The 19,673-nt window shown below is 59.3% G+C and carries 19 protein-coding genes; 13 read left to right on the forward strand and 6 right to left on the reverse strand.

Features of this window, described 5'->3' with window-relative positions; translation table 11 throughout:
- Positions 1-136: 136 nt before the first annotated feature.
- From QSK43_RS26350 to rutR, 3 genes are all read right to left on the reverse strand, one after another.
- On the reverse strand, positions 137-424 hold the full coding sequence (locus QSK43_RS26350) for a hypothetical protein (protein ID WP_332305931.1): 288 nt from the start codon (positions 422-424) through the stop codon (positions 137-139).
- On the reverse strand, positions 405-830 hold the full coding sequence (locus QSK43_RS26355; protein ID WP_332305932.1) for a DUF2325 domain-containing protein: 426 nt from the start codon (positions 828-830) through the stop codon (positions 405-407). The genes QSK43_RS26350 and QSK43_RS26355 overlap by 20 nt, the downstream gene beginning before the upstream one ends.
- A gap of 177 nt (positions 831-1,007) precedes the next feature.
- Positions 1,008-1,649, reverse strand: a complete 642-nt coding sequence (rutR, locus tag QSK43_RS26360) for an HTH-type transcriptional regulator RutR (RefSeq protein ID WP_332305933.1) — start codon at positions 1,647-1,649, stop codon at positions 1,008-1,010.
- A 261-nt stretch (positions 1,650-1,910) separates the two neighbouring features.
- On the opposite strand from rutR, the gene QSK43_RS26365 reads away from it, so the two are divergent.
- From QSK43_RS26365 to QSK43_RS26420, 12 genes are all read left to right on the forward strand, one after another.
- Positions 1,911-3,158 carry a Zn-dependent hydrolase gene (locus tag QSK43_RS26365; protein WP_332305934.1) on the forward strand — a complete coding sequence of 416 codons (1,248 nt, stop codon included), beginning with the start codon at positions 1,911-1,913 and terminating at the stop codon, positions 3,156-3,158.
- A 188-nt stretch (positions 3,159-3,346) separates the two neighbouring features.
- Complete coding sequence (locus tag QSK43_RS26370) at positions 3,347-3,781, forward strand: endonuclease domain-containing protein (protein WP_332305935.1); 435 nt, start codon at positions 3,347-3,349, stop codon at positions 3,779-3,781.
- Positions 3,778-5,235 (forward strand): dihydropyrimidinase, encoded by a 1,458-nt coding sequence (gene hydA, locus QSK43_RS26375; protein WP_332305936.1) that lies wholly within the window; start codon positions 3,778-3,780, stop codon positions 5,233-5,235. The genes QSK43_RS26370 and hydA overlap by 4 nt, the downstream gene beginning before the upstream one ends.
- Complete coding sequence (locus QSK43_RS26380; RefSeq protein WP_332305937.1) at positions 5,232-5,675, forward strand: NUDIX hydrolase; 444 nt, start codon at positions 5,232-5,234, stop codon at positions 5,673-5,675. Before hydA ends, QSK43_RS26380 begins: the two co-directional genes overlap by 4 nt.
- Positions 5,672-6,466 (forward strand): ABC transporter ATP-binding protein, encoded by a 795-nt coding sequence (locus QSK43_RS26385; protein ID WP_332305938.1) that lies wholly within the window; start codon positions 5,672-5,674, stop codon positions 6,464-6,466. Before QSK43_RS26380 ends, QSK43_RS26385 begins: the two co-directional genes overlap by 4 nt.
- A 327-nt stretch (positions 6,467-6,793) precedes the next feature.
- Positions 6,794-7,669 (forward strand): ABC transporter permease, encoded by an 876-nt coding sequence (locus tag QSK43_RS26390; RefSeq protein WP_332305939.1) that lies wholly within the window; start codon positions 6,794-6,796, stop codon positions 7,667-7,669.
- Entirely contained in the window at positions 7,666-8,538 is an 873-nt protein-coding gene (locus QSK43_RS26395) for an ABC transporter permease (RefSeq protein ID WP_332305940.1), read from the forward strand. The genes QSK43_RS26390 and QSK43_RS26395 overlap by 4 nt, the downstream gene beginning before the upstream one ends.
- A gap of 21 nt (positions 8,539-8,559) precedes the next feature.
- On the forward strand, positions 8,560-9,552 hold the full coding sequence (locus tag QSK43_RS26400) for an ABC transporter substrate-binding protein (RefSeq protein ID WP_332305941.1): 993 nt from the start codon (positions 8,560-8,562) through the stop codon (positions 9,550-9,552).
- A gap of 373 nt (positions 9,553-9,925) precedes the next feature.
- A complete protein-coding gene (locus QSK43_RS26405) occupies positions 9,926-11,119 on the forward strand; it encodes an efflux RND transporter periplasmic adaptor subunit (RefSeq protein WP_332305942.1) in 1,194 nt (397 codons plus the stop codon).
- Positions 11,120-11,132: 13 nt separating this feature from the next.
- On the forward strand, positions 11,133-14,453 hold the full coding sequence (locus tag QSK43_RS26410) for an efflux RND transporter permease subunit (RefSeq protein WP_332305943.1): 3,321 nt from the start codon (positions 11,133-11,135) through the stop codon (positions 14,451-14,453).
- A gap of 435 nt (positions 14,454-14,888) precedes the next feature.
- Positions 14,889-15,578 carry a Crp/Fnr family transcriptional regulator gene (locus tag QSK43_RS26415; RefSeq protein WP_332305960.1) on the forward strand — a complete coding sequence of 230 codons (690 nt, stop codon included), beginning with the start codon at positions 14,889-14,891 and terminating at the stop codon, positions 15,576-15,578.
- A 356-nt stretch (positions 15,579-15,934) separates the two neighbouring features.
- Positions 15,935-16,258, forward strand: a complete 324-nt coding sequence (locus QSK43_RS26420) for a hypothetical protein (RefSeq protein ID WP_332305944.1) — start codon at positions 15,935-15,937, stop codon at positions 16,256-16,258.
- Between the two features lie 152 nt (positions 16,259-16,410).
- On the opposite strand, the gene ureG is transcribed toward QSK43_RS26420, so the two are convergent.
- Complete coding sequence (gene ureG, locus QSK43_RS26425; protein WP_045023535.1) at positions 16,411-17,022, reverse strand: urease accessory protein UreG; 612 nt, start codon at positions 17,020-17,022, stop codon at positions 16,411-16,413.
- Positions 17,023-17,350: 328 nt separating this feature from the next.
- Here ureG and QSK43_RS26430 point away from each other — a divergent pair, with 328 nt between their 5' ends.
- A complete protein-coding gene (locus QSK43_RS26430; protein WP_332305945.1) occupies positions 17,351-18,376 on the forward strand; it encodes a glycosyltransferase family 4 protein in 1,026 nt (341 codons plus the stop codon).
- A 19-nt stretch (positions 18,377-18,395) separates the two neighbouring features.
- Here QSK43_RS26430 and QSK43_RS26435 read toward each other — a convergent pair whose 3' ends face one another.
- Both QSK43_RS26435 and ureE read right to left on the reverse strand, forming a co-directional pair.
- The gene (locus tag QSK43_RS26435; protein ID WP_332305946.1) at positions 18,396-19,097 is read right to left on the reverse strand and encodes an urease accessory protein UreF; all 702 of its coding nucleotides are present in this window, start codon (positions 19,095-19,097) and stop codon (positions 18,396-18,398) included.
- A 55-nt stretch (positions 19,098-19,152) separates the two neighbouring features.
- On the reverse strand, positions 19,153-19,635 hold the full coding sequence (ureE, locus tag QSK43_RS26440; RefSeq protein ID WP_332305947.1) for an urease accessory protein UreE: 483 nt from the start codon (positions 19,633-19,635) through the stop codon (positions 19,153-19,155).
- Positions 19,636-19,673 lie beyond the last annotated feature (38 nt).

The following is a 19,673-nucleotide window of genomic DNA, read 5'->3' on the forward strand; positions in this document are numbered from 1 at the left end:
CAGAAGAACCGACCAACTCGCAAAACCACCGCCCGAAACAACAAAAGACCTCCGCCAGATGCAGTTCAACTGGGAGCGGATTTAAACCGGACAGTAGTGGGTCAAGCCCGAGGATGACGGAGGAGAGGATTCAACCCTAACCCCGCCTCCAGCGAAACGGCAGAATATTACGGCCCTTCTCAGCCGCATCGCCAATCTCGAAGGACGGCGCTTCGCCCGGCTGGCGGGTGCGCAGGTGGGGAAATGTCACGACATTGCCGCCATGTGCAGCGGCGCGGTTGCGCCGCTCGCGTTCGCCCACGATTTCATACATTTCCGTCAAGGCCGGATCGGCGGCCTGTTCGGCCATCTTGTGCAGTTCCACGCGGCAGGCCTCAGCCGTAGCAGGTGCTGCATCGTAGAAATTATTGCGCTCGTCGCTCATCGTTCGAGGTCCGTTCATTCATCGTCTGCAGCGCCCGCTCCAGACTGGATTTGCTGCCATTGCGCAGCGGAATGAACGTCTTGCCGAATTTCTTGCAACCGGACTTCACCCGCAGACACGCATCGTGGCTGATACAGTCGATCGGGCAAAAAACGCAGTCGACGGAGGGAAGAACGGTATCGATGCGTGAGACCGCCTCGCGCAATCCACCGTCGTGGTGGATAAGCTCGGCACCGAAATTGGTCGCTATCTGGCGAAGATGCGCAACCTGACAGTCACGGCCGCCGACGTAAAGAAAGCTTTTCGGCCCGGAAAGCGGCTGTTTGGCTACGTCCTTTGCAGCTGGCGCCGCCACTTTGCCCTGCTTGCCGCTGCGTTCGGCCTTCTTCTTTTCCTTGCGTGCCATTCACTCACCTGTCGGTTGTCTTTTTCAATGCCCGACATTCGGGGCCTTCAAGCGGCCCTGTCGATCAGGATGACGGCACCATAGTAAAGATGAGTTTTAGAGTAAAGTATAAAGATGATAATTTTCCTCATGTTTTGACATAAAGAATCGATCGCATCGTCGCGAGAACCGTATCCCTCAGCTGCTTATGCGCAATCCGCCCATGAAAAGCTGCTCCAGATGCCGGGCCGCATCCTCGAAACGGCCCTCGCCGCCATTCTTGTCGCCCAGCACCGCCCGCACCTGCACGTCGAAATCCGCATAATGCTGCGTGGTCGACCAGATCGAGAAAATCAGGTGATAGGGGTCGCATTTGGCGATCCGCCCGGCCTTGACCCAGGCGCGGATCACCTCCGCCTTTTCATCCACCAGTTGCTTCAGCGGCCCCTTCAGCTCGTCCTCGATATGCGGGGCGCCCTGCAGGATTTCATTGGCGAACAGGCGGCTCTCGCGCGGAAAATCACGCGACATTTCCAGCTTGCGGCGAATATAGGAGCGGATCTCGCTCTCGGGGTTACCATTCGCATCGAAAGCCCGTAGCGGATCGAGCCAGGTATCCAGCACCCGCTCGATCAGCGCGCGATGCATCGCCTCCTTGGTGCGGAAATAATAAAGCACATTCGGTTTCGACATGCCGGCCGCCTCGGCAATCTGGTCGATGGTGGAGCCGCGAAAGCCGTTGACGGAAAATACATTGAGCGCGGCCTCGAGAATCGCTTCCTGCTTTTCTTCCTGAATACGGGTCCGCTTCTGTGTTTTCGCTGCTCGCGGTGTGGCCATCTGCGCTCTCTGTTTCTTTTCGGTGCAATTGCCGTTACAGTATGCTTAAAAAATAATCGACGCGTACAGTTTAGGCAAAATTAGTGCGATTCGTCACGAATATCTCTTGCTGACGTCACCACGAATTTGCAATGTTTACCAGCCGGTCAATTTATCCCCCATCGCCATTACAAGGCAATGGCTGTTATCTTAACCGGCAAAAACAGGAACGGCACAAGCTTTGCTTCGATAAAAAACAAAACAGGGTGAGGACGACACTTCATGGCGGCGGGTAAAAACTTGACGGTCAATGGCGACCGTCTCTGGGATAGTCTGATGGACATGGCGAAGATCGGCCCCGGCATCGCCGGCGGCAATAATCGCCGCACATTGACGGATGAGGATGCCGAAGGCCGCAACCTGTTCAAGACATGGTGCGAGGCCGCGGGCCTGACGCTCGGCGTCGACCGGATGGGCACGATGTTCGCCACCCGCCCCGGTGAGGACCCGGACGCGCTGCCGGTCTATATAGGCAGCCACCTCGACACCCAACCGACCGGCGGCAAATTCGACGGCGTGCTTGGCGTGCTCGCCGGGCTGGAAGTGGTGCGCAGCCTGAACGACCTCAACATCAGAACCAAACACCCGATCACCGTCACCAACTGGTCCAATGAGGAAGGCGCACGCTTTGCCCCGGCCATGCTGGCCTCGGGCGTCTTCGCCGGCATCCACGATCTCGATTACGCCTATAGCCGCACCGATACCGACGGCAAGACCTATGGCGACGAACTTAAGCGTATCGGCTGGCTGGGCGAGGAAGAGGTCGGCGCGCGAAAAATGCACGCCTATTTCGAATATCACATCGAACAGGGGCCGATTCTGGAGGCGGAAGGCAAGCAGATCGGCGTCGTTACCCATGGCCAGGGCCTGTGGTGGCTGGAAGTGACGCTGACCGGCAAGGAGGCACATACCGGCTCGACGCCGATGGCCATGCGCGTCAATGCCGGCCTCGCTAGCGCCCGCATCCTCGAAAAGGTGCAGGAAGTGGCGATGGCCCACCAGCCGGGCGCAGTCGCCGGCGTCGGCCAGATGATCTTCACGCCCAATTCCCGCAACGTGCTGCCCGGCAAGGTGGTTTTCACCATCGACCTCAGAACCCCCTCGCAGGCGAAACTCGACAGCATGCGCGCGATTTTCGAACGTGAAGTGCCTGTTATCGCCGAAGAACTCGGCGTGGGTTGCACCATCGAAGCCATCGGCCACTTCGATCCCGTCACCTTCGATCCGGTTCTGGTCGGCCGCGTGCGCGCGGCGGCCGAAAAGCTCGGCTACAGCCACATGGACATCATCTCCGGCGCGGGCCACGATGCCTGCTGGACGGCAAAAGTCGCCCCCTCCACAATGATCTTCTGCCCCTGCGTCGACGGGCTCTCGCATAACGAGGCTGAGGACATCTCCCAGGAATGGGCCGCCGCCGGCTGCGACGTGCTGCTGCATGCGGTGCTGGAGACTGCGGAGATCGTGGAATGATCGTACCCACGAGGCCAAGCCCCCTCATCCGGCCCTTCGGGCCACCTTCTCCCCGGCGGGGAGAAGAAACACGCGGCAATGTTTTCGCCTCTCTCAACCACGTCGTAAAAATCTGCGACGGTGCGGCCCGTTTCTTCTCCCCGCCGGGGAGAAGGTGGCCCGAAGGGCTGGATGAGGGGGCAAGGCTTATGGCCGATCACACCGGTAAAAAGGCATCGAAACGCCATCCCGGCAAAACCACGCGCGCCCGAAAACTCCGGCGCGATGAAACGGATGCAGAATACCGCCTCTGGTACGAACTGAAAAACCGAGGCCTCAACGGCTTTAAATTCAGCCGGCAAGTTCCACTTGGTCCATACATAGCGGATTTCGTCTGCCGCAAAAAAATGCTGATCGTCGAACTGGATGGATCGCAGCACGCCTCTTCCGCACACGATCGGCGACGGACGCTCTGGCTAAACACACAGGGCTATGCGGTTTTGCGGTTCTGGAATCATGAGATTTTCGAAGAACTCTCCTCCACACTCAATACCATCTTGGCCGTCCTAAACGCCGAAACTTTCCTGCCCGATCACCCCGACCGCTATTCGCCTGCCCTTGCCACCGGGAACACACAACAATGACCGCCACCATCATCAAGAACGGCACCATTGTCACCGCCGACCTGACCTACCGGGCCGACGTGAAAATCGAAGGTGGCAGGATCACCGGGATCGGACCCGATCTGACCGGCGGCACCGTCCTCGATGCGACGGGATGTTACGTCATGCCGGGTGGCATCGATCCGCATGTACATCTGGAAATGCCTTTCATGGGCACCTATTCCGCCGATGATTTCGAGAGCGGCACGCGGGCGGCGCTTGCCGGCGGCACGACCATGGTGGTGGATTTCTGCCTGCCCGAGCCCGGCCAGTCGCTTCTCGATGCCCTGCAAAGATGGGACAACAAGGCGTCGCGCGCCAATTGCGATTATTCCTTCCACATGGCCGTTACCTGGTGGGGCGAGCAGGTCTTCAACGAAATGAAGACGGTGGTTCAGGAAAAGGGCATCAACTCCTTCAAGCACTTCATGGCCTATAAGGGGGCGCTGATGGTGAATGATGACGAGATGTTCGCCTCCTTCTCGCGCTGCGCCGAACTTGGCGCCATTCCCTTCGTACATGCGGAAAACGGCGATATCGTCGCGCAGATGCAGGAAAAGCTGATGGCGGAAGGTAATGTTGGCCCGGAAGCACATGCCTATTCCCGGCCTCCCTCCGTCGAAGGCGAAGCGACCAACCGCGCCATTATCATCGCCGATATGGCAGGCGCGCCGCTTTATGTGGTCCACACATCCTGCGAGCAGGCGCATGAAGCCATCCGCCGAGCCAGACAGAACGGCATGCGCGTTTACGGCGAACCGCTGATCCAGCACCTGATCCTCGACGAAAGCGAATATGCCAATGCCGACTGGGATCATGCCGCCCGCCGGGTCATGTCGCCGCCCTTCCGCAGCCGGCAGCATCAGGACAGCCTGTGGGCGGGCCTCGCCTCCGGCTCGCTGCAATGCGTGGCGACCGACCATTGCGCCTTCACCACCGAGCAGAAACGCTTCGGCCTCGGTGATTTCCGCAGGATACCGAACGGCACCGGCGGGCTGGAAGATCGCATGCCGCTGCTCTGGACCCATGGCGTGGCAACCGGTCGCCTGACGATGAACGAGTTCGTCGCCGTCACCTCCACCAACATCGCCAAGATCCTCAATATCTACCCGAAAAAAGGCGCGATCCTCGTCGGCAGCGATGCCGATATCGTCGTCTGGGACCCGGCGCGGGAAAAGACCGTCAGCGCGGCCAACCAGCAATCTGCCATCGATTACAACGTGTTCGAAGGGCAGAAGGTCAAGGGCCTGCCGCGCTTCACCCTGTCGCGCGGCGTTGTCAGCATCGAGGAAAACACCGTCAAGACGCAGGAAGGCCACGGCCAGTTCGTCGCCCGTGATCCCTATCCTGCGGTCAGCAAAGCGCTTTCCACATGGAAGGAACTCGTCGCGCCGCGCAAGGTGGAGCGCAGCGGCATTCCGGCATCGGGTGTATGACCGTGAGCACCAATCCGAAACGCGAAATCGTCATCGCAGCGGCCGTTCTCTTGAATGCGCGGCGGCAAATGCTTGTCGTGCGCAAGCGCGGCACCACGCAATTCATGCAGCCGGGCGGCAAGATCGATCCGGGCGAAACGCCGGAACAGGCGCTGCACCGGGAGCTTGCCGAGGAAATCGGCCTGACGCTTCCCGAAAATGCCGCGCGATATGAGGGCGTCTTTCGTGAAGAAGCCGCCAATGAGACGGGCGCGGAAGTCGTCGCCCATGCCTTCGTCGCCCAGCTGAATACCGACGTTGCCCCGCAGGCGGAAATAGAGGAGGTGCGCTGGCTCGATCTGGATGCCGCCTCCAATCTGCCGATCGCCAAACTCACGGAAACCCGTATGCTGCCGCTGGCACGCGCAGCCCTGACGGAAAGTGGAAACAAGCCACGATGAACCAAGCCTCGTCCTATTCCGTCGTTTCCGCCAGAAATCTCGGCCTCACATTCGAAACCGGCGATGGCCCGGTGCACGCGCTTTCCAATGTCGATCTGGAGGTCGGCAAGGGCGATTTCGTTTCCTTCATCGGTCCTTCCGGCTGCGGCAAGACGACCTTCCTCCGGGTCATCGCCGATCTCGAAAAGCACACATCCGGAGACATCACCGTCAACGGCACGACACCGGAAAACGCCCGCAAGGACCGCTCCTACGGTTACGTCTTTCAGGCCGCCGCCCTTTATCCCTGGCGGACCATCGAAAAGAACATTGCGCTGCCGCTTGAAATCATGGGCTATACGAAGGCCGAACAGCGCGAGCGCATCGAACGCACCCTCGATCTCGTCAATCTCAGCGGTTTCAGCAAGAAATATCCCTGGCAGCTTTCCGGCGGCATGCAGCAGCGCGCCTCCATCGCCCGTGCGCTCGCTTTCGATGCCGACCTGCTGCTGATGGACGAGCCCTTCGGCGCGCTGGACGAGATCGTCCGCGACCATCTGAACGAGCAGCTGCTGAAACTCTGGGATACCACCGGCAAGACCATCTGCTTCGTCACCCATTCCATCCCGGAAGCCGTCTATCTCTCGACCAAGATTGTCGTGATGTCGCCACGGCCCGGCCGGGTGACGGATATCATCACGTCCACGCTGCCGAGGGAAAGGCCGCTTGAGATTCGCGAGACGCCGGAATTTCTGGCGATTGCGCATCGTGTGCGTGAGGGGTTGAAGGCGGGGCATAGCTATGAGGGGTGATGTCTTTTCCGGCGTTGGCTCATATTGCGAGAGGTTGCCGCGCATTTCTTCTCCCCGCCGGGGAGAAGGTGGCCCGAAGGGTCGGATGAGGGGGCGCGTTCTCCTTACATCTCTACCCTTGCCCCCTCATCCCGCTGCCGCGACCTTCTCCCCCTCGGGGAGAAGGCGGCAAGACGCGCTACCGCCACTTCAATCTCACACTTCGAGATGGGCGCAACTTTGCCTCAGATCGATCTCCCCCCTTGTGGGGGAGATGTCCGGCAGGACAGAGGGGGGTAAGCCCCACCCACGGATTGGCGATACCTCCCATCCACCGAGGGCAATCCCATGACCCTCATCCGCCACCGCATCCTCCCCATCCTCACAATCCTCCTCGCCATCCTCATCATCTGGCACCTCGCCGTCGTCTATCTCAACATGCCCTTCGCCCGCGATCAGGCAAACCGTGCCGGTCAAACGCCGAGCTTCATGGAACTCCTGCCGCAAACCTTCGCGCAGGAGCGCCCGGTTCTCCCCGCCCCGCACCAGATCGCCGCCGAACTGTGGGACACCACCGTCAACAAGGCGATCACCTCCAAGCGCAGCCTCGTTTATCACGCCGGCGTCACGCTCTCGGCCACGCTGCTCGGTTTTGCCATCGGTGCGGTGCTCGGCATCCTGCTTGCCATGGCCATCGTGCATAACCGCGCCATGGACCGCTCGGTCATGCCGTGGATCATTGCCAGCCAGACGATCCCGATCCTCGCCGTCGCGCCGATGATCATCGTCGTGTTGAACTCCATCGGCATTTCCGGGCTGTTGCCCAAGGCGCTGATCTCCACCTATCTCTCCTTCTTCCCGATCGTCGTCGGCATGGTGAAGGGCCTTAGAAGTCCCGAAACCATCCAGCTGGACCTGATGCACACCTATAATGCCTCACCGGCCCAGATCTTCTGGAAGCTGCGCTGGCCGTCGGCCCTGCCCTATCTCTTCACCTCGCTGAAGATCGCCATCGCGATTGCGCTGGTCGGCGCAATCGTCGGCGAATTGCCGACAGGAGCGGTTGCCGGTCTCGGCGCGCGCCTGCTCTCCGGCTCCTATTACGGCCAGACGGTGCAGATATGGGCGGCGCTGTTCATGGCCGCTGGTGTGGCGGCCATTCTGGTGTCGCTCATCGGCATCGCCCACGCCGCCGTCCTCAAAAGAATGGGAGCCCGGCCATGACCCACCCCGTCTGGTTTATCGGCGCGATCCTGTTCTGGCTCGCCGCCTGGGCCTTCAACGAATGGCTGGTGCGCCACACCTTCGCATCACAGGCGGTAAAGCGTATGAGCCGCTTGGCGGTGCCGCTTCTTTTCGGACTTGCCATTATCGCGCTATGGGAAGGCGTGGTGCGCGGCTTCTCCGTCCCGCCCATTCTGCTGCCTGCCCCGAGCGCCATTCTTGCGCGTCTTCTCACATCGCTGCCGATCCTGTGGGCGGATTTCCGCCAGACATTCATCAAGGCGGTGCTGACGGGTTATGTGCTCGGCTGCGGCCTCGGTTTCGTTGTCGCCATCCTCATCGACCGTTCGCCCTTCCTCCAGCGCGGGCTTCTGCCCATCGGCAATTTCGTCTCCGCTTTGCCTGTCGTCGGCATCGCGCCGATCATGGTCATGTGGTTCGGCTTCGACTGGCAGTCGAAAGTGGCCGTCGTCGTCATCATGACCTTCTTCCCGATGCTGGTGAACACGGTGCAGGGGCTTGCCGCTTCCAGCCACATGGAGCGCGACCTGATGCAAACCTATGCCGCCGGCTGGGGGCAGACATTGCTGAAACTGCGCCTTCCGGCCGCCTGGCCCTTCATCTTCAACGCGCTGAAGATCAATTCCACACTGGCGCTGATCGGCGCCATCGTCGCGGAATTCTTCGGCACGCCCATCGTCGGCATGGGTTTCCGCATCTCGGCGGAAATGGGCCGCAGCAATGTCGATATGGTCTGGGCCGAAATCGCTGTAGCGGCGCTCGCAGGCTCCGGCTTTTATGGTCTGGTGGCGCTCATCGAGCGGGCCGTCACCTTCTGGCATCCGTCCGTCCGTGGGGGACGAACGTAAATAACGAAAAAGGGAACAGCGATGAAAATGAAACTTGCCTCCATGCTTCTTGCCGGCGCGTCACTTCTGACCGCATTTGGGGCTCAGGCCGCCGACAAGATTACCCTGCAGCTGAAATGGGTGACCCAGGCGCAGTTCGCCGGTTATTACGTCGCCAAGGACAAGGGCTTTTATGAAGCCGAAGGCCTAGACGTCGACATCAAGCCCGGCGGGCCGGATATCGCGCCTGCGCAGGTTCTGGCCGGCGGCGGTGCGGATGTGATCGTCGACTGGCTGCCCTCGGCGCTCGCCACCCGCGAAAAGGGCGTTCCGCTCGTCAATATCGCCCAGCCGTTCAAATCCTCCGGCATGATGCTGACCTGCCTCAAGGAAACCGGCATCACCAAACCGGACGATTTCAAGGGCAAGACACTCGGCGTATGGTTCTTCGGCAACGAATATCCATTCCTGTCGTGGATGGCGCACCTGAAAATTCCGACCACCGGCGGCGCGGATGGCGTCACGGTTCTCAAGCAGGGTTTCAACGTCGATCCACTGCTGCAGAAACAGGCCGCCTGCATTTCCACCATGACCTACAATGAATACGGACAGGTCCTCGACGCCGGCATCAAGCCGGAAGAACTCGTCACCTTCAAATATGAGGACGAAGGCGTGGCGACGCTGGAGGACGGGCTTTACGTTCTGGAAGACAAGCTGAAGGACGCCAAATTCAAGGAAGACATGGTCAAATTCGTCCGCGCTTCCATGAAGGGCTGGAAATGGGCGGAAGAAAACCCTGACGATGCCGCCGGTATCGTTCTCGAAAACGACGCCTCGGGCGCCCAGACCGAAAAGCACCAGAAGCGCATGATGGGCGAGGTCGCCAAGCTGACGGCCGGCTCGAAAGGCGCGCTGGACAAGGCGGATTATGAGCGCACCGTCAAGACGCTGCTCGGCGGCGGTTCCGATCCGGTTATCACCAAGGAGCCTTCCGGCGCCTACACCACCGAAATCACCGATGCGGCGCTGAAATAGAAATCAAGCGCCAAACAAATTCGAAACTATGGAACGCGCGGCGCTGCCCGCGCGTTTCTTTTTTCATTGGTACCCCGTTTCATGAATTGCAATATCCCAGCATATACAAAAATGTATACCAACCCTCGCGGCTATGCGGATTGATTTGTACGACAACAACAATTAGAGTCCCCGCCAACAAGACTACCGAATTTGATCTTGTAAAAAAGCACTGGGCAAAGGTGCTTAAGATTCGCGTTGAGGGGCGTTTGAATCGGGAGGATCGAGAAGGAAGTATTGTGATCCCTTGTTTCACATTCGTTGCCGCATGACCTTCTAATATACGCCTACGGGCTGCAGGACATGCCAATGAATATTGCGCGAGCCAAGACACATGCAGCATAGATTTACGTTTAACCGCTTTGTTTTCCTTCTTCTTTCCGCAACGGCCCTGCCCTTTTCGGCTATGGCCGAGGGAGAAGCACAGGCGCCGGTCAAACAGCAGAACCTGCCCTCCATCATCGTGGCGCACGCCACGAAACGGGACCTTGTCGATCGCATCATCGCGACGGGCACGATCCGGCCGGTGGACGAGATCTATGTCCAGCCGCTGGTCGACGGCCTGTCGATCGACAAGCTGAATGTCGATATCGGCGACAGGGTGGAGGCCAATGCGGTTCTGGCCGTGCTCTCTTCCGACAGTCTTCTCCTGGAAAAAAGCCAGCTTGAGGCCAACAGGGCCAAGGCCGAGGCCTCCGTCACCCAGACGAAGGCGCAGGTGCTGGAGGCGCAGGCCAATCTGGCCGACGCCCTTCGCCAGCGCGACCGCGCCGCCAAACTCGGCCAGAGCGGCTCCGGTTCGGTTTCCGAGACGGAAAAGACCGAAGCCGCCGCCCAGGTTGCGCAGGCCCGCCTCGACGCGGCCAAACAGACAGTTACCGCCGGTGAGGCCGACATCAAGGTCGTCGATGCACAGATCGAAGACATCGATCTGAAGCTGACGCGCACGGGGGTGAAAACCCCGGTCGCTGGCATCGTATCGGCCAAGAATGCCAAGGTGGGCGCCATTGCCAGCGGCGCCGGCAACCCGCTTTTCACCGTCATCAAGGACGGCGCGATCGAACTGATCGCCGATCTTTCCGAGACCGATATCATGAAGGTCAAGCCCGGCCAGAAAGCCTATTTGACGGTCGCGGGCGGAGCCAGAAAAATAGAGGGCACGGTGCGCCTCGTTTCGCCCACCGTCGATCCGTCGACGCGCCTCGGTTCCGTGCATGTGATCCTGCCCGGCGATGGCCCCGCGCGGTCCGGCATGTATGCCAGCGCGGAAATCATCGTCGAAGAGACGAATGCGCTTGCCCTGCCGCTTTCGGCCGTTACTGCCGGGCGTGAAGGCTCGACCACCCGCAGGGTGGAAGGCGACATCGTCAAGCAGGTGAAGATCGAGACCGGCATCGAAGACAGCGGTTTCATCGAGATCGTCAGCGGGCTTGCCGCTGGTGACAAGGTTGTCGAGAAAGCTGGAGCGTTCGTGCGTGATGGTGACCGGATAAGACCGGTGGAAGCCCAGACGGCTGCGTCCAACTGACTGAGGGAATGAAATGAACTTCTCCGCATGGTCAATCCGTAACCCGATTGCGCCGCTGCTCGGCTTCGCGCTTTTGATGTTCCTCGGCATACAGGCCTTCAACGCCCTGCCGATCACCCGTTTTCCGAATATCGACGTTCCCGTCGTTGCCGTCACCGTGACCCAGAGCGGCGCTTCGCCCTCCGAGCTGGAGATGCAGGTGACGAAGGAAATCGAGGACGCCGTCGCCGCCATCAGTGGCGTCGACGAAATCCAGTCCTCCGTGGTTGACGGCCAGTCGACCACGACCGTGATCTTCCGCATCGAAAAGCCGACGGAAGAGGCGGTTCAGGACACCAAGGACGCGATCGACAAGATCCGCAGCGACCTGCCGGCCGATATCGAGGAGCCCATCGTCAGCAAGATCGACGTGGAAGGCCAGGCGATCCAGACCTTCGCCGTCTCCTCACCGAACATGACGCTGGAAGAACTGTCCTGGTTCGTGGATGACACCATCAAGCGCGCATTGCAGGGCAAGTCAGGCATCGGCAAGATCGACCGCTACGGCGGCGCGGACCGCGAGGTGCGCGTTTCGCTCAGCCCCCAGAAACTCGATGCCTACGGCATCACCGCCACCGAGGTGAACAGCCAGCTGCGCGGCACGAATATCGATCTCGGCTCCGGCCGCGGCCAGGTCGGCGGCAACGAGCAGACAATCCGCACGCTAGGCGACACCCGCGACGTCACCCAGCTTGCCAACACCACCATCGCGCTCTCCAACGGCCGCTTCGTGAAGCTTTCCGAACTCGGCACGGTCACTGACACCTATGAGGAGCAGAAGTCCTTCTCGCGGTTCAACGGCAACCCCGCCGTCACCTTCGCGGTGTTCCGCTCCAAGGGCGCAAGCGAGGTTTCGGTCGCCGAAACCGTGGCGGAAAGCCTCGATCAGGTCCGCAAGGACCATCCTGACGTATCGATTGAGATGGTCGATGACGCCGTCTATTTCACCTATGGCAACTACAAGGCGGCGCTCGATACGCTGATCGAAGGCGCGATCCTTGCCGTCATCGTGGTTCTGCTCTTCCTCAGAAACTGGCGCGCGACCCTGATTGCCGCCGTCGCCCTGCCGCTCTCCGCGATCCCGACCTTCTGGATCATGGATCTGATGGGCTTCTCGCTCAATCTCGTCAGCTTCCTGGCATTGACGCTCGCCACGGGTATTCTCGTGGACGACGCCATCGTGGAAATCGAGAACATCGCCCGCCATATCAAGATGGGCAAGACGCCGTATCGCGCCTCGCTGGAGGCCGCCGACGAAATCGGCCTCGCCGTCATCGCCACCAGCTTCACCATCATCGCCGTCTTCGTGCCTGTCTCGTTCATGCCCGGCATTCCCGGCCAGTACTTCATCCAGTTCGGCCTCACCGTCGCCTTCTCGGTGTTCTTCTCGCTCGCGGTGGCCCGCCTCATCACACCCCTGATGGCGGCCTATCTGATGCGCGCCGAAGACGCGATGGACGACCACGCCGACAATGACGGCTGGCTGATGAAAGCCTATACCCGCATGGTTTCCGCCACCACCCGCAAGTGGTGGGCGCGTTATCTGACGCTGGTCGGCGCCATCGGCTTCCTCGTCGCTTCCGTCATGCTTCTCGCCCAGGTGCCGGGCAGCTTCCTGCCGCCGGACGACGCCTCGCGCGTGACGCTTTCGGTGGAACTGCCGCCCAATGCGACGCTGGACGAAACCGACCGGACAACGACCGCGATCAACCAGGCGATCCGCGATATCAACGGTGTGGAAAGCGTCTTCATCCTCGGCGGCGCATCGCCGAAGGGCGATCTGGAGCTTCGCCGCGCAACGGTCAACGTCATTCTTGAGCATATCGACCATTCGCTGCTGAAGATGCTCGTCAACAAGGGTCTCGGATCTATTCCGCTCATCGGCGAATATCTTCCGAAGGTGGAGGAAAAGGGCCGTACACGTCCGCAATGGGATGTGGAGCGGGATATTTTCGCACAGGTTCGTGGCATTCCGGATGTGCGCATCATCAAGCTGAACGACCGTGCGGAACGCGAACTGAGCTTCAACTTCCTGTCGTCGAACGAAAAGGATCTGAACGACGCCGTCGGTATGCTTGAAAGCCGCCTGCGCGCTTCGCCCATCCTCGCCAATGTCAGCTCGGAAGGCGCGCTTCCCCGTCCCGAACTGCAGATCCGCCCGCGCAAGGATGAAATCGCCCGCCTCGGCATCACGCCGCAGCAGATCTCGCAGACCGTGCGTGTCGCCACCATTGGCGATATCGACGCACAGCTGACGAAGATTTCGCTGGATGACCGGCAGATCCCGATCCGCGTGCAGGCATCCATCGATGCCCGACGCGATCTCGCCACCATCCGCGCGCTGAAGATCAAGACCGCCTCCGGCTCGCTGGTGCCGCTCTACAGCGTTGCCGATATCGACTATTCGGAAGGTCCAAGCTCGATCAAGCGCAACGACCGCAACCGCGTCGTCTCCATCGGCTCCGACGTACCCTTCGGCACGGCGCTCGATACCTCGACGGCCGAGTTCAAGCGGATCGTTTCGGAAACCGATCTGCCGGCCAGCGTTCGCCTTGCCGAAAGCGGCGACGCCAAGGTGCAGGGCGAAATGCAGCAGGGCTTCGTCAACGCCATGCTGCTCGGCCTGTTGCTGGTGCTGGTGGTGCTCATCCTTCTGTTCAAGGATGTCATCCAGCCCTTCACCATCCTGTTCTCGCTGCCGCTCGCCATCGGCGGCGTGGCCGTGGCGCTCATCATCACGCAGAACGCGCTTTCCATGCCCGTTCTCATCGGCATCCTGATGCTGATGGGCATCGTGACGAAAAACGCCATCCTGCTGGTGGACTTCGCCATCGAGATGCGCCGGCACGGCATGGAACGGGTGCATGCCATGGTCGAGGCCGGCCGCAAGCGCGCCCGCCCGATCATTATGACCTCCATCGCCATGTCGGCGGGCATGTTGCCCTCCGCACTCGGCGTCGGCGAAGGCGGCTCCTTCCGCGCGCCGATGGCGATCGCGGTGATCGGCGGCATCATCGTCTCGACGGTGCTGTCCCTGATCGTGGTCCCGGCCTTCTTCCTGATCATGGACGACCTGTCGCGCCTGCTCGCTCACCTCTTCGGCCGCTTCGTCGGCAAGAAGGAAGAGGAGGAAGAGTCCCTCTCCAACGAGAAACTCTCCGACATCGCCCGCGAAAACAGCCTGGCGCTCTCCTCGCTGGAGGCGCGTGTCGCCAGCATGGAAAAGGGCTCCGGTGAAAAATCCGGCGACAAGGGCAGCAACATCCTGCGGCTACCGCCACTCGCGGCTGAGTGAAAGTTACAACGCCGGGCCTTCTGCCCGGCGTTTCTTTTTCTGACGGGTTAGAAATGCGTAACGTCGCCGCATATTTCTTCTCCCCGCGGGGGAGAAGATGGCCCGAAGGGTCAGAAGAGGGGGCAACGCCAGTGATGAACCGCACCCTCGCCCCCTCATCCCGCTGCCGCGACCTTCTCCCCGGCGGGGAGAAGAACAAGCGGCTCACGCTCGCTCCATATTTCTCCGCATTTCCACACTCCGACGTAACAAGCCAAAACCCATTTGATCGAAATCAATTCGCTTTTCGACCCGACTGCTAATCTCCCTCGCATCGGGAATTGCCGGTCGAAGGATAATGCGATGAGTTCTTTTCAGATAGGCGCGCGGGAAAAGGAACATCCCCGGTTTCACATCGCTTCGGACAACCCGGCAAAAGGTTTGGGCGGGAGCCGGATGGACGTGAACAAGACCGTGAAGCTGAGCAACAGGGACAGGAACATTCTTTTGCGCGCACCCCTGATAGGGATTGCCGATGACGCGGCGGCGCTGAAGCTGATGGAGGCGGCGACAGTCACCAGTCTCAATGCCCGTCATGTGCTCTTCAAGGAAGGCGAGGCAGCGCAATATTTCTACTGCGTGCTTTCGGGTTATGTGCGGCTTTACCGGCTGGACAGGCACGGGCGCGAGGCGGATGTGCGTGTCAGCGGTCCGGGCGATAGCTTCAACGAATACCTGATCTTCGGCACCGACAGCTATCGTTACAATGCGCAGGTGGCGGAGAACTGCACGCTTGCGCGTTTCGATCTGACACGAATCCGAAACCTCATCGATCAGGAGCCGGCAATCGCCAGGGCCGTCATGCGCTGCCTCTCCAACAGCCTGCTCGGAACCTTGGATTGTATCGCCAACGACCGGCTGCAAACCGCGCCGCAGCGCGTCGCCCATTATCTCATCAATGAGGGTCCGCGTGACGCCACATCCTTTTCGCTGCGACTGCCCTTCCAGAAAAGCCTGCTCGCCGGCAAGCTCGGCCTTGCGCCGGAAGCCCTGTCGCGCGCGTTCTCGACCTTGAAGAAGGTGGGCGTCTCCGTGCGCGGCCGCATCGTACAGGTCAACGATGTCGCGGCGCTGAAGCGGATCTAGCAGGCTGTCGAGAAGCGTGCCGTCGCCACCCTTCCGCAGGGCGCCGCAGCAGAGGTCTGGCGAGACTGCCCTCACATCAGATTACAAGACTATCTTAAGCATTGAATTGGTTGCCCATTCCGCTTTACCCGGCCGCCCGCTATAATAGCATTGCAAAAAATATGCAGCCGCAACGTTGAAGAGGGACGTCCATGACACGCTACCGACATTTGACAGGCCTGTTTGCCGCAGCTTCGCTGAGTGCGTTCATGGCGCATAGTGCTGTAGCCCAATCGAGTGTGAAAGCCATGCCGACGAACAGCCCGCGCACCTATGTGGCCGTGTCGAACGGGACTTCGGCAACGCTCGGAGAAACAATGAAACTCAGCCGCACTTCCGCACATTTTTCCCTGTTAAAGGGGGAAATGAAGCTTCAGTATTCCGATACCTGGAAAAACAGCGGCGATACGGAGTTCGGCGGCGACGTCTATCAGGTGCTGAACGCCGATACGTTTTTTTCGCTGAACAAGGGCAAGAACGGCTTTTGTGATCAGCCGGTCCGTTGGGTCACGGTCAAGGATTCAAGCGATACCCTTGGTGCAGGCGCCATTCGCGTCGGCATGCTCAGCATCAAGGACTGGCACAAATATAACCCCAATTCTCTCGGCGCATGCAGCGCGGACTCATTCGCGCTGAAATAATCTTTTCCCATCGAAGCCATCATCAGGCCGGTTGCAGCACGAGACGGAACGCCTCGCTTTGCCGCTGGATCAGATGGCCGCCGGTGCCTTGTAGACACATCGACGAGGCCGGTAACGTCAAAGGGATCGAAACGGCGAGGCGGGGCCGTATCTCAGAGACCGCCCTGCTCTTTCAAAAAGCCGACGATGCGATCGACACCCTCGCCGCGCTTCATATCGGTAAAGACGAAGGGCATGGCCTTGCGCATCCGGGTCGCGTCGCTGTCCATCACCGTCAGATCGGCGTCGACGTAAGGAGCAAGGTCTTTCTTGTTGATGACAAGCAGGTCCGAGCGGGTGATGCCCGGCCCGCCCTTGCGCGGAATTTCCTCGCCCTGGCAGACGGAAATCACATAGATGGTGATATCGGCAAGATCGGGCGAGAAGGTCGCCGCGAGATTGTCACCGCCGGATTCGATGAAGACCACGTCGAGATCGGGAAACCGCGCATTGAGACCGGCAATCGCCTGCAGATTGATCGTCGCATCCTCACGGATGGCGGTATGCGGACATCCACCCGTCTCGACGCCGACGATACGCTCGGAGGGCAGCGCCTGCATGCGCACCAGCGCCTCCGCATCCTCCTTGGTATAGATATCGTTGGTGACGACGGCGACGGAATAATCGGCGCTCATCGCCTTGCAGAGCTTTTCCGTCAGCGCAGTCTTGCCGGAACCGACCGGCCCGCCAATGCCGACACGCAGCGGACCATTACCCGATTTCATGCCTGATTTCTCCATTCTGTTTTCTTCAATATTCTGGAAAACAGACAATATCACCCCAACGACCGCGTGCAACGAGAAAACCCCAACAGGATCAGGGACGCCCAGATTTTCTATCCCTTCATCACTTGCACTTCAACGCTGCCAAATAAATATTAGCATGAATAAATAAATCAATATATAAAGCACACAATTGAATTATATTAATATATTCGTATATAATACTAAGATATTTAATATTGAAATTCTCATTTTTAAATATACATCTGAAATTATCGCATTAAATATTCAAATTACGGCGATAATTTAGAAATTTACTTTTGAGATAAACATGAATTGTAAAATCCGCGTTGCTGCAGATACACGCTGGCCAGATACAACCGGTATCGGCCGAGTTCAAAATGAAATGACCAAACGAATGCCGGAGCCTTTCGAGATCGTCGCCTTGCCGGTTTCCGGGCGGATCGGCAGTATTTTCGGCCCGTTGCTTTTGTATATTTCTTTAAAAACCCATGGAAAGAACACAAAGCTGTTCTGGAATCCCGGATTCGTCCCCCCACTGCTGGGATGCAGGAAATCAGTAGTCGTGATACATGATTTAACTCATCTTCGACACTATACTGTTTTCCACAGAGTGTACTTTACCGTAATACTTCGTCGTCTGTATCGTCGCTGCGCCGCGGTGATCTGTGTTTCTGACTTCGTAAAGCAGGAATTCCTGCAATGGTCGCAGATGCCGGAGCGGAAAGTGTTCGTCGTTCCGAACGGAGTCGACGACGCTTTCTTCAAAGTCGCCCCAGCCGTTCGGGTGCGATTGGGCTACAGATACATTCTGTATCCCGGCAATGCACGCAAGTACAAGAATCTTGAGCGGTTGATTGAAGCCTATTCGGTTTCCAGGGTTTGGGAACAAGACATCCACCTTGTTCTGACGACATCCATGACAGCGCATTTCGAAACCCAAATCCGGAATGCGGGCCTCACATCTTTCGTGCATTTTCTGGGCGAATATGCCGCGAACGACATGCCCGAACTCTATCAGGGCGCCCACATGATAGCTTATGTCTCCCTGGCAGAGGGCTTCGGTCTCCCGATCATCGAAGGTATGGCTGCTGGCGTCCCCGTTGTGACCTCCAATGTCACTTCAATGCCCATGGTAGCAGGGGATGCAGCTGTTCTTGTCGATCCCTTTTCAGTCCCTTCGATCGCCGACGCCATCCATCGGGTTTGCCTAGATGAAACATTACGAGCTGAACTGATAGAAAAGGGCAACGATCAGGCCAAGAAGTATTCCTGGGATCGGTCGGCGACACTATTGTGGACTATAATGGGTGAGGTGGCCGCCTCCCTCGATTAGCCAGACGCCGCCCAACCGCTCAGGAACGGAACAGCCTGACATGCAACGTTTCGTGCCGGAGCGAGGCGATTTCCGCCTGCACAGTTGCGGTGCCCAGATCGTCGAGTGTCGTTTCCGCTGCGCGCCGGGAGATATCTTCTACTTGCGTTTCAAGAGATGCAATGATTGCCACGGCGTCTCTCTGGCCCGTTACACCTAGCCTGATGCTCGCCGAGACAGCCTGCGACACAGCCGCGTGCAAATAGGCGGCAAGCGCCTGAACCAGCGGCACATCATGGCCCGATGCAACTGCGGCAACGGCAATGGGAAATGGCGCGTCTGCGGGAAGGCGCTGAAGAACCGGAGTTGGCCAGGCTGACGCTGCAGCACAGAAAGCCTTTGCCAACGAGGAGGTCTCCGTGTGGCGTTCCGCCGATCCAGCAAGAGCCAAGCCAAGCGCTGCCACGTCGTGAAGGCCGCAGCTTTCTCCTGCCTGCCGCCAGGCCTCAGCGAACAGTACCGCATCGTTCCATAGCGAACCGTGGCCGAGCAACGTTTCCAGCCAAGACTCCAAATCCGCCGCGTCTTTTATCAGCCCGTCCGCGACCGCCCTCTCCAAACCGCCTGACCACACGAATCCCCCAATTGGAAAGGCAGGTGACAGCCACGCCATCAAGCGCAGGAGCGCCCTCGTGTTCAGCGCTGTCTCAGCCGCAGAATTGCTTGGCAGATTAGTTGGCATCTCCTCCCCTTTCATGGCATTTAATCGCGGCAACGCCGCGATCTTCGCTCATGCCTCAGCCGTGGTCGTGATTGTGGCCATGATCGTGCCCGTGGGAATGGCCGCCATGGGCGTGGTAAGCACCGCGCGCCGGCTGGAAAGGTTCCTCGACATCGCGCACGGTTGCGCCGAGACCTTCCAGCATGGCGCGGATGACGTGGTCACGCAGGATGAGAATACGCTCCTCCTCGATCTGCGCGGAAAGATGCCGGTTGCCCAGATGCCAGGCCAGCTCGATCAGGTGAAGGCGGTCTTTCGCCTTGATTTCGAACAGCTTTTCATCCGCCGCGCGAACCTCCACCAGATCACCGTTCTCCACCACCAGAAGATCGCCATGGGCAAAAAGCACGGCTTCCTTCAAATCCAGCATCACCATCTCGTCATTCTGCAAATGCAGCAGCTTGCGACGCAGATGCCGCTGGTCATGTGCCAGGGTGACATGACCGGAAGGTTCGTCGGCTGGAGTTCCGGCGGGGTGATAGGAGGTGACGCGCAGCATGGGATGATCCGTTTCAGAAACAGTCTTGGGGTTTCGAT

Origin of the sequence: Rhizobium sp. GR12 (genome assembly GCF_036596185.1) — a bacterium.
Classification (GTDB): domain Bacteria; phylum Pseudomonadota; class Alphaproteobacteria; order Rhizobiales; family Rhizobiaceae; genus Agrobacterium; species Agrobacterium nepotum.

Coding starts and splice junctions, on each gene's coding strand:
- QSK43_RS26395 (WP_332305940.1), top strand. CDS start 7,666: ATGACCCACCCCGTCTGGTTTATCGGCGCGATCCTGTTCTGGCTCGCC.
- ureE (WP_332305947.1), bottom strand. CDS start 19,635: ATGCTGCGCGTCACCTCCTATCACCCCGCCGGAACTCCAGCCGACGAA.
- QSK43_RS26405 (WP_332305942.1), top strand. CDS start 9,926: ATGCAGCATAGATTTACGTTTAACCGCTTTGTTTTCCTTCTTCTTTCC.
- QSK43_RS26410 (WP_332305943.1), top strand. CDS start 11,133: ATGAACTTCTCCGCATGGTCAATCCGTAACCCGATTGCGCCGCTGCTC.
- QSK43_RS26385 (WP_332305938.1), top strand. CDS start 5,672: ATGAACCAAGCCTCGTCCTATTCCGTCGTTTCCGCCAGAAATCTCGGC.
- QSK43_RS26420 (WP_332305944.1), top strand. CDS start 15,935: ATGAAACTCAGCCGCACTTCCGCACATTTTTCCCTGTTAAAGGGGGAA.
- QSK43_RS26415 (WP_332305960.1), top strand. CDS start 14,889: ATGGACGTGAACAAGACCGTGAAGCTGAGCAACAGGGACAGGAACATT.
- hydA (WP_332305936.1), top strand. CDS start 3,778: ATGACCGCCACCATCATCAAGAACGGCACCATTGTCACCGCCGACCTG.
- ureG (WP_045023535.1), bottom strand. CDS start 17,022: ATGAAATCGGGTAATGGTCCGCTGCGTGTCGGCATTGGCGGGCCGGTC.
- QSK43_RS26380 (WP_332305937.1), top strand. CDS start 5,232: ATGACCGTGAGCACCAATCCGAAACGCGAAATCGTCATCGCAGCGGCC.
- QSK43_RS26400 (WP_332305941.1), top strand. CDS start 8,560: ATGAAAATGAAACTTGCCTCCATGCTTCTTGCCGGCGCGTCACTTCTG.
- QSK43_RS26355 (WP_332305932.1), bottom strand. CDS start 830: ATGGCACGCAAGGAAAAGAAGAAGGCCGAACGCAGCGGCAAGCAGGGC.
- QSK43_RS26390 (WP_332305939.1), top strand. CDS start 6,794: ATGACCCTCATCCGCCACCGCATCCTCCCCATCCTCACAATCCTCCTC.
- QSK43_RS26370 (WP_332305935.1), top strand. CDS start 3,347: ATGGCCGATCACACCGGTAAAAAGGCATCGAAACGCCATCCCGGCAAA.
- QSK43_RS26350 (WP_332305931.1), bottom strand. CDS start 424: ATGAGCGACGAGCGCAATAATTTCTACGATGCAGCACCTGCTACGGCT.
- QSK43_RS26365 (WP_332305934.1), top strand. CDS start 1,911: ATGGCGGCGGGTAAAAACTTGACGGTCAATGGCGACCGTCTCTGGGAT.
- rutR (WP_332305933.1), bottom strand. CDS start 1,649: ATGGCCACACCGCGAGCAGCGAAAACACAGAAGCGGACCCGTATTCAG.
- QSK43_RS26430 (WP_332305945.1), top strand. CDS start 17,351: ATGAATTGTAAAATCCGCGTTGCTGCAGATACACGCTGGCCAGATACA.
- QSK43_RS26435 (WP_332305946.1), bottom strand. CDS start 19,097: ATGCCAACTAATCTGCCAAGCAATTCTGCGGCTGAGACAGCGCTGAAC.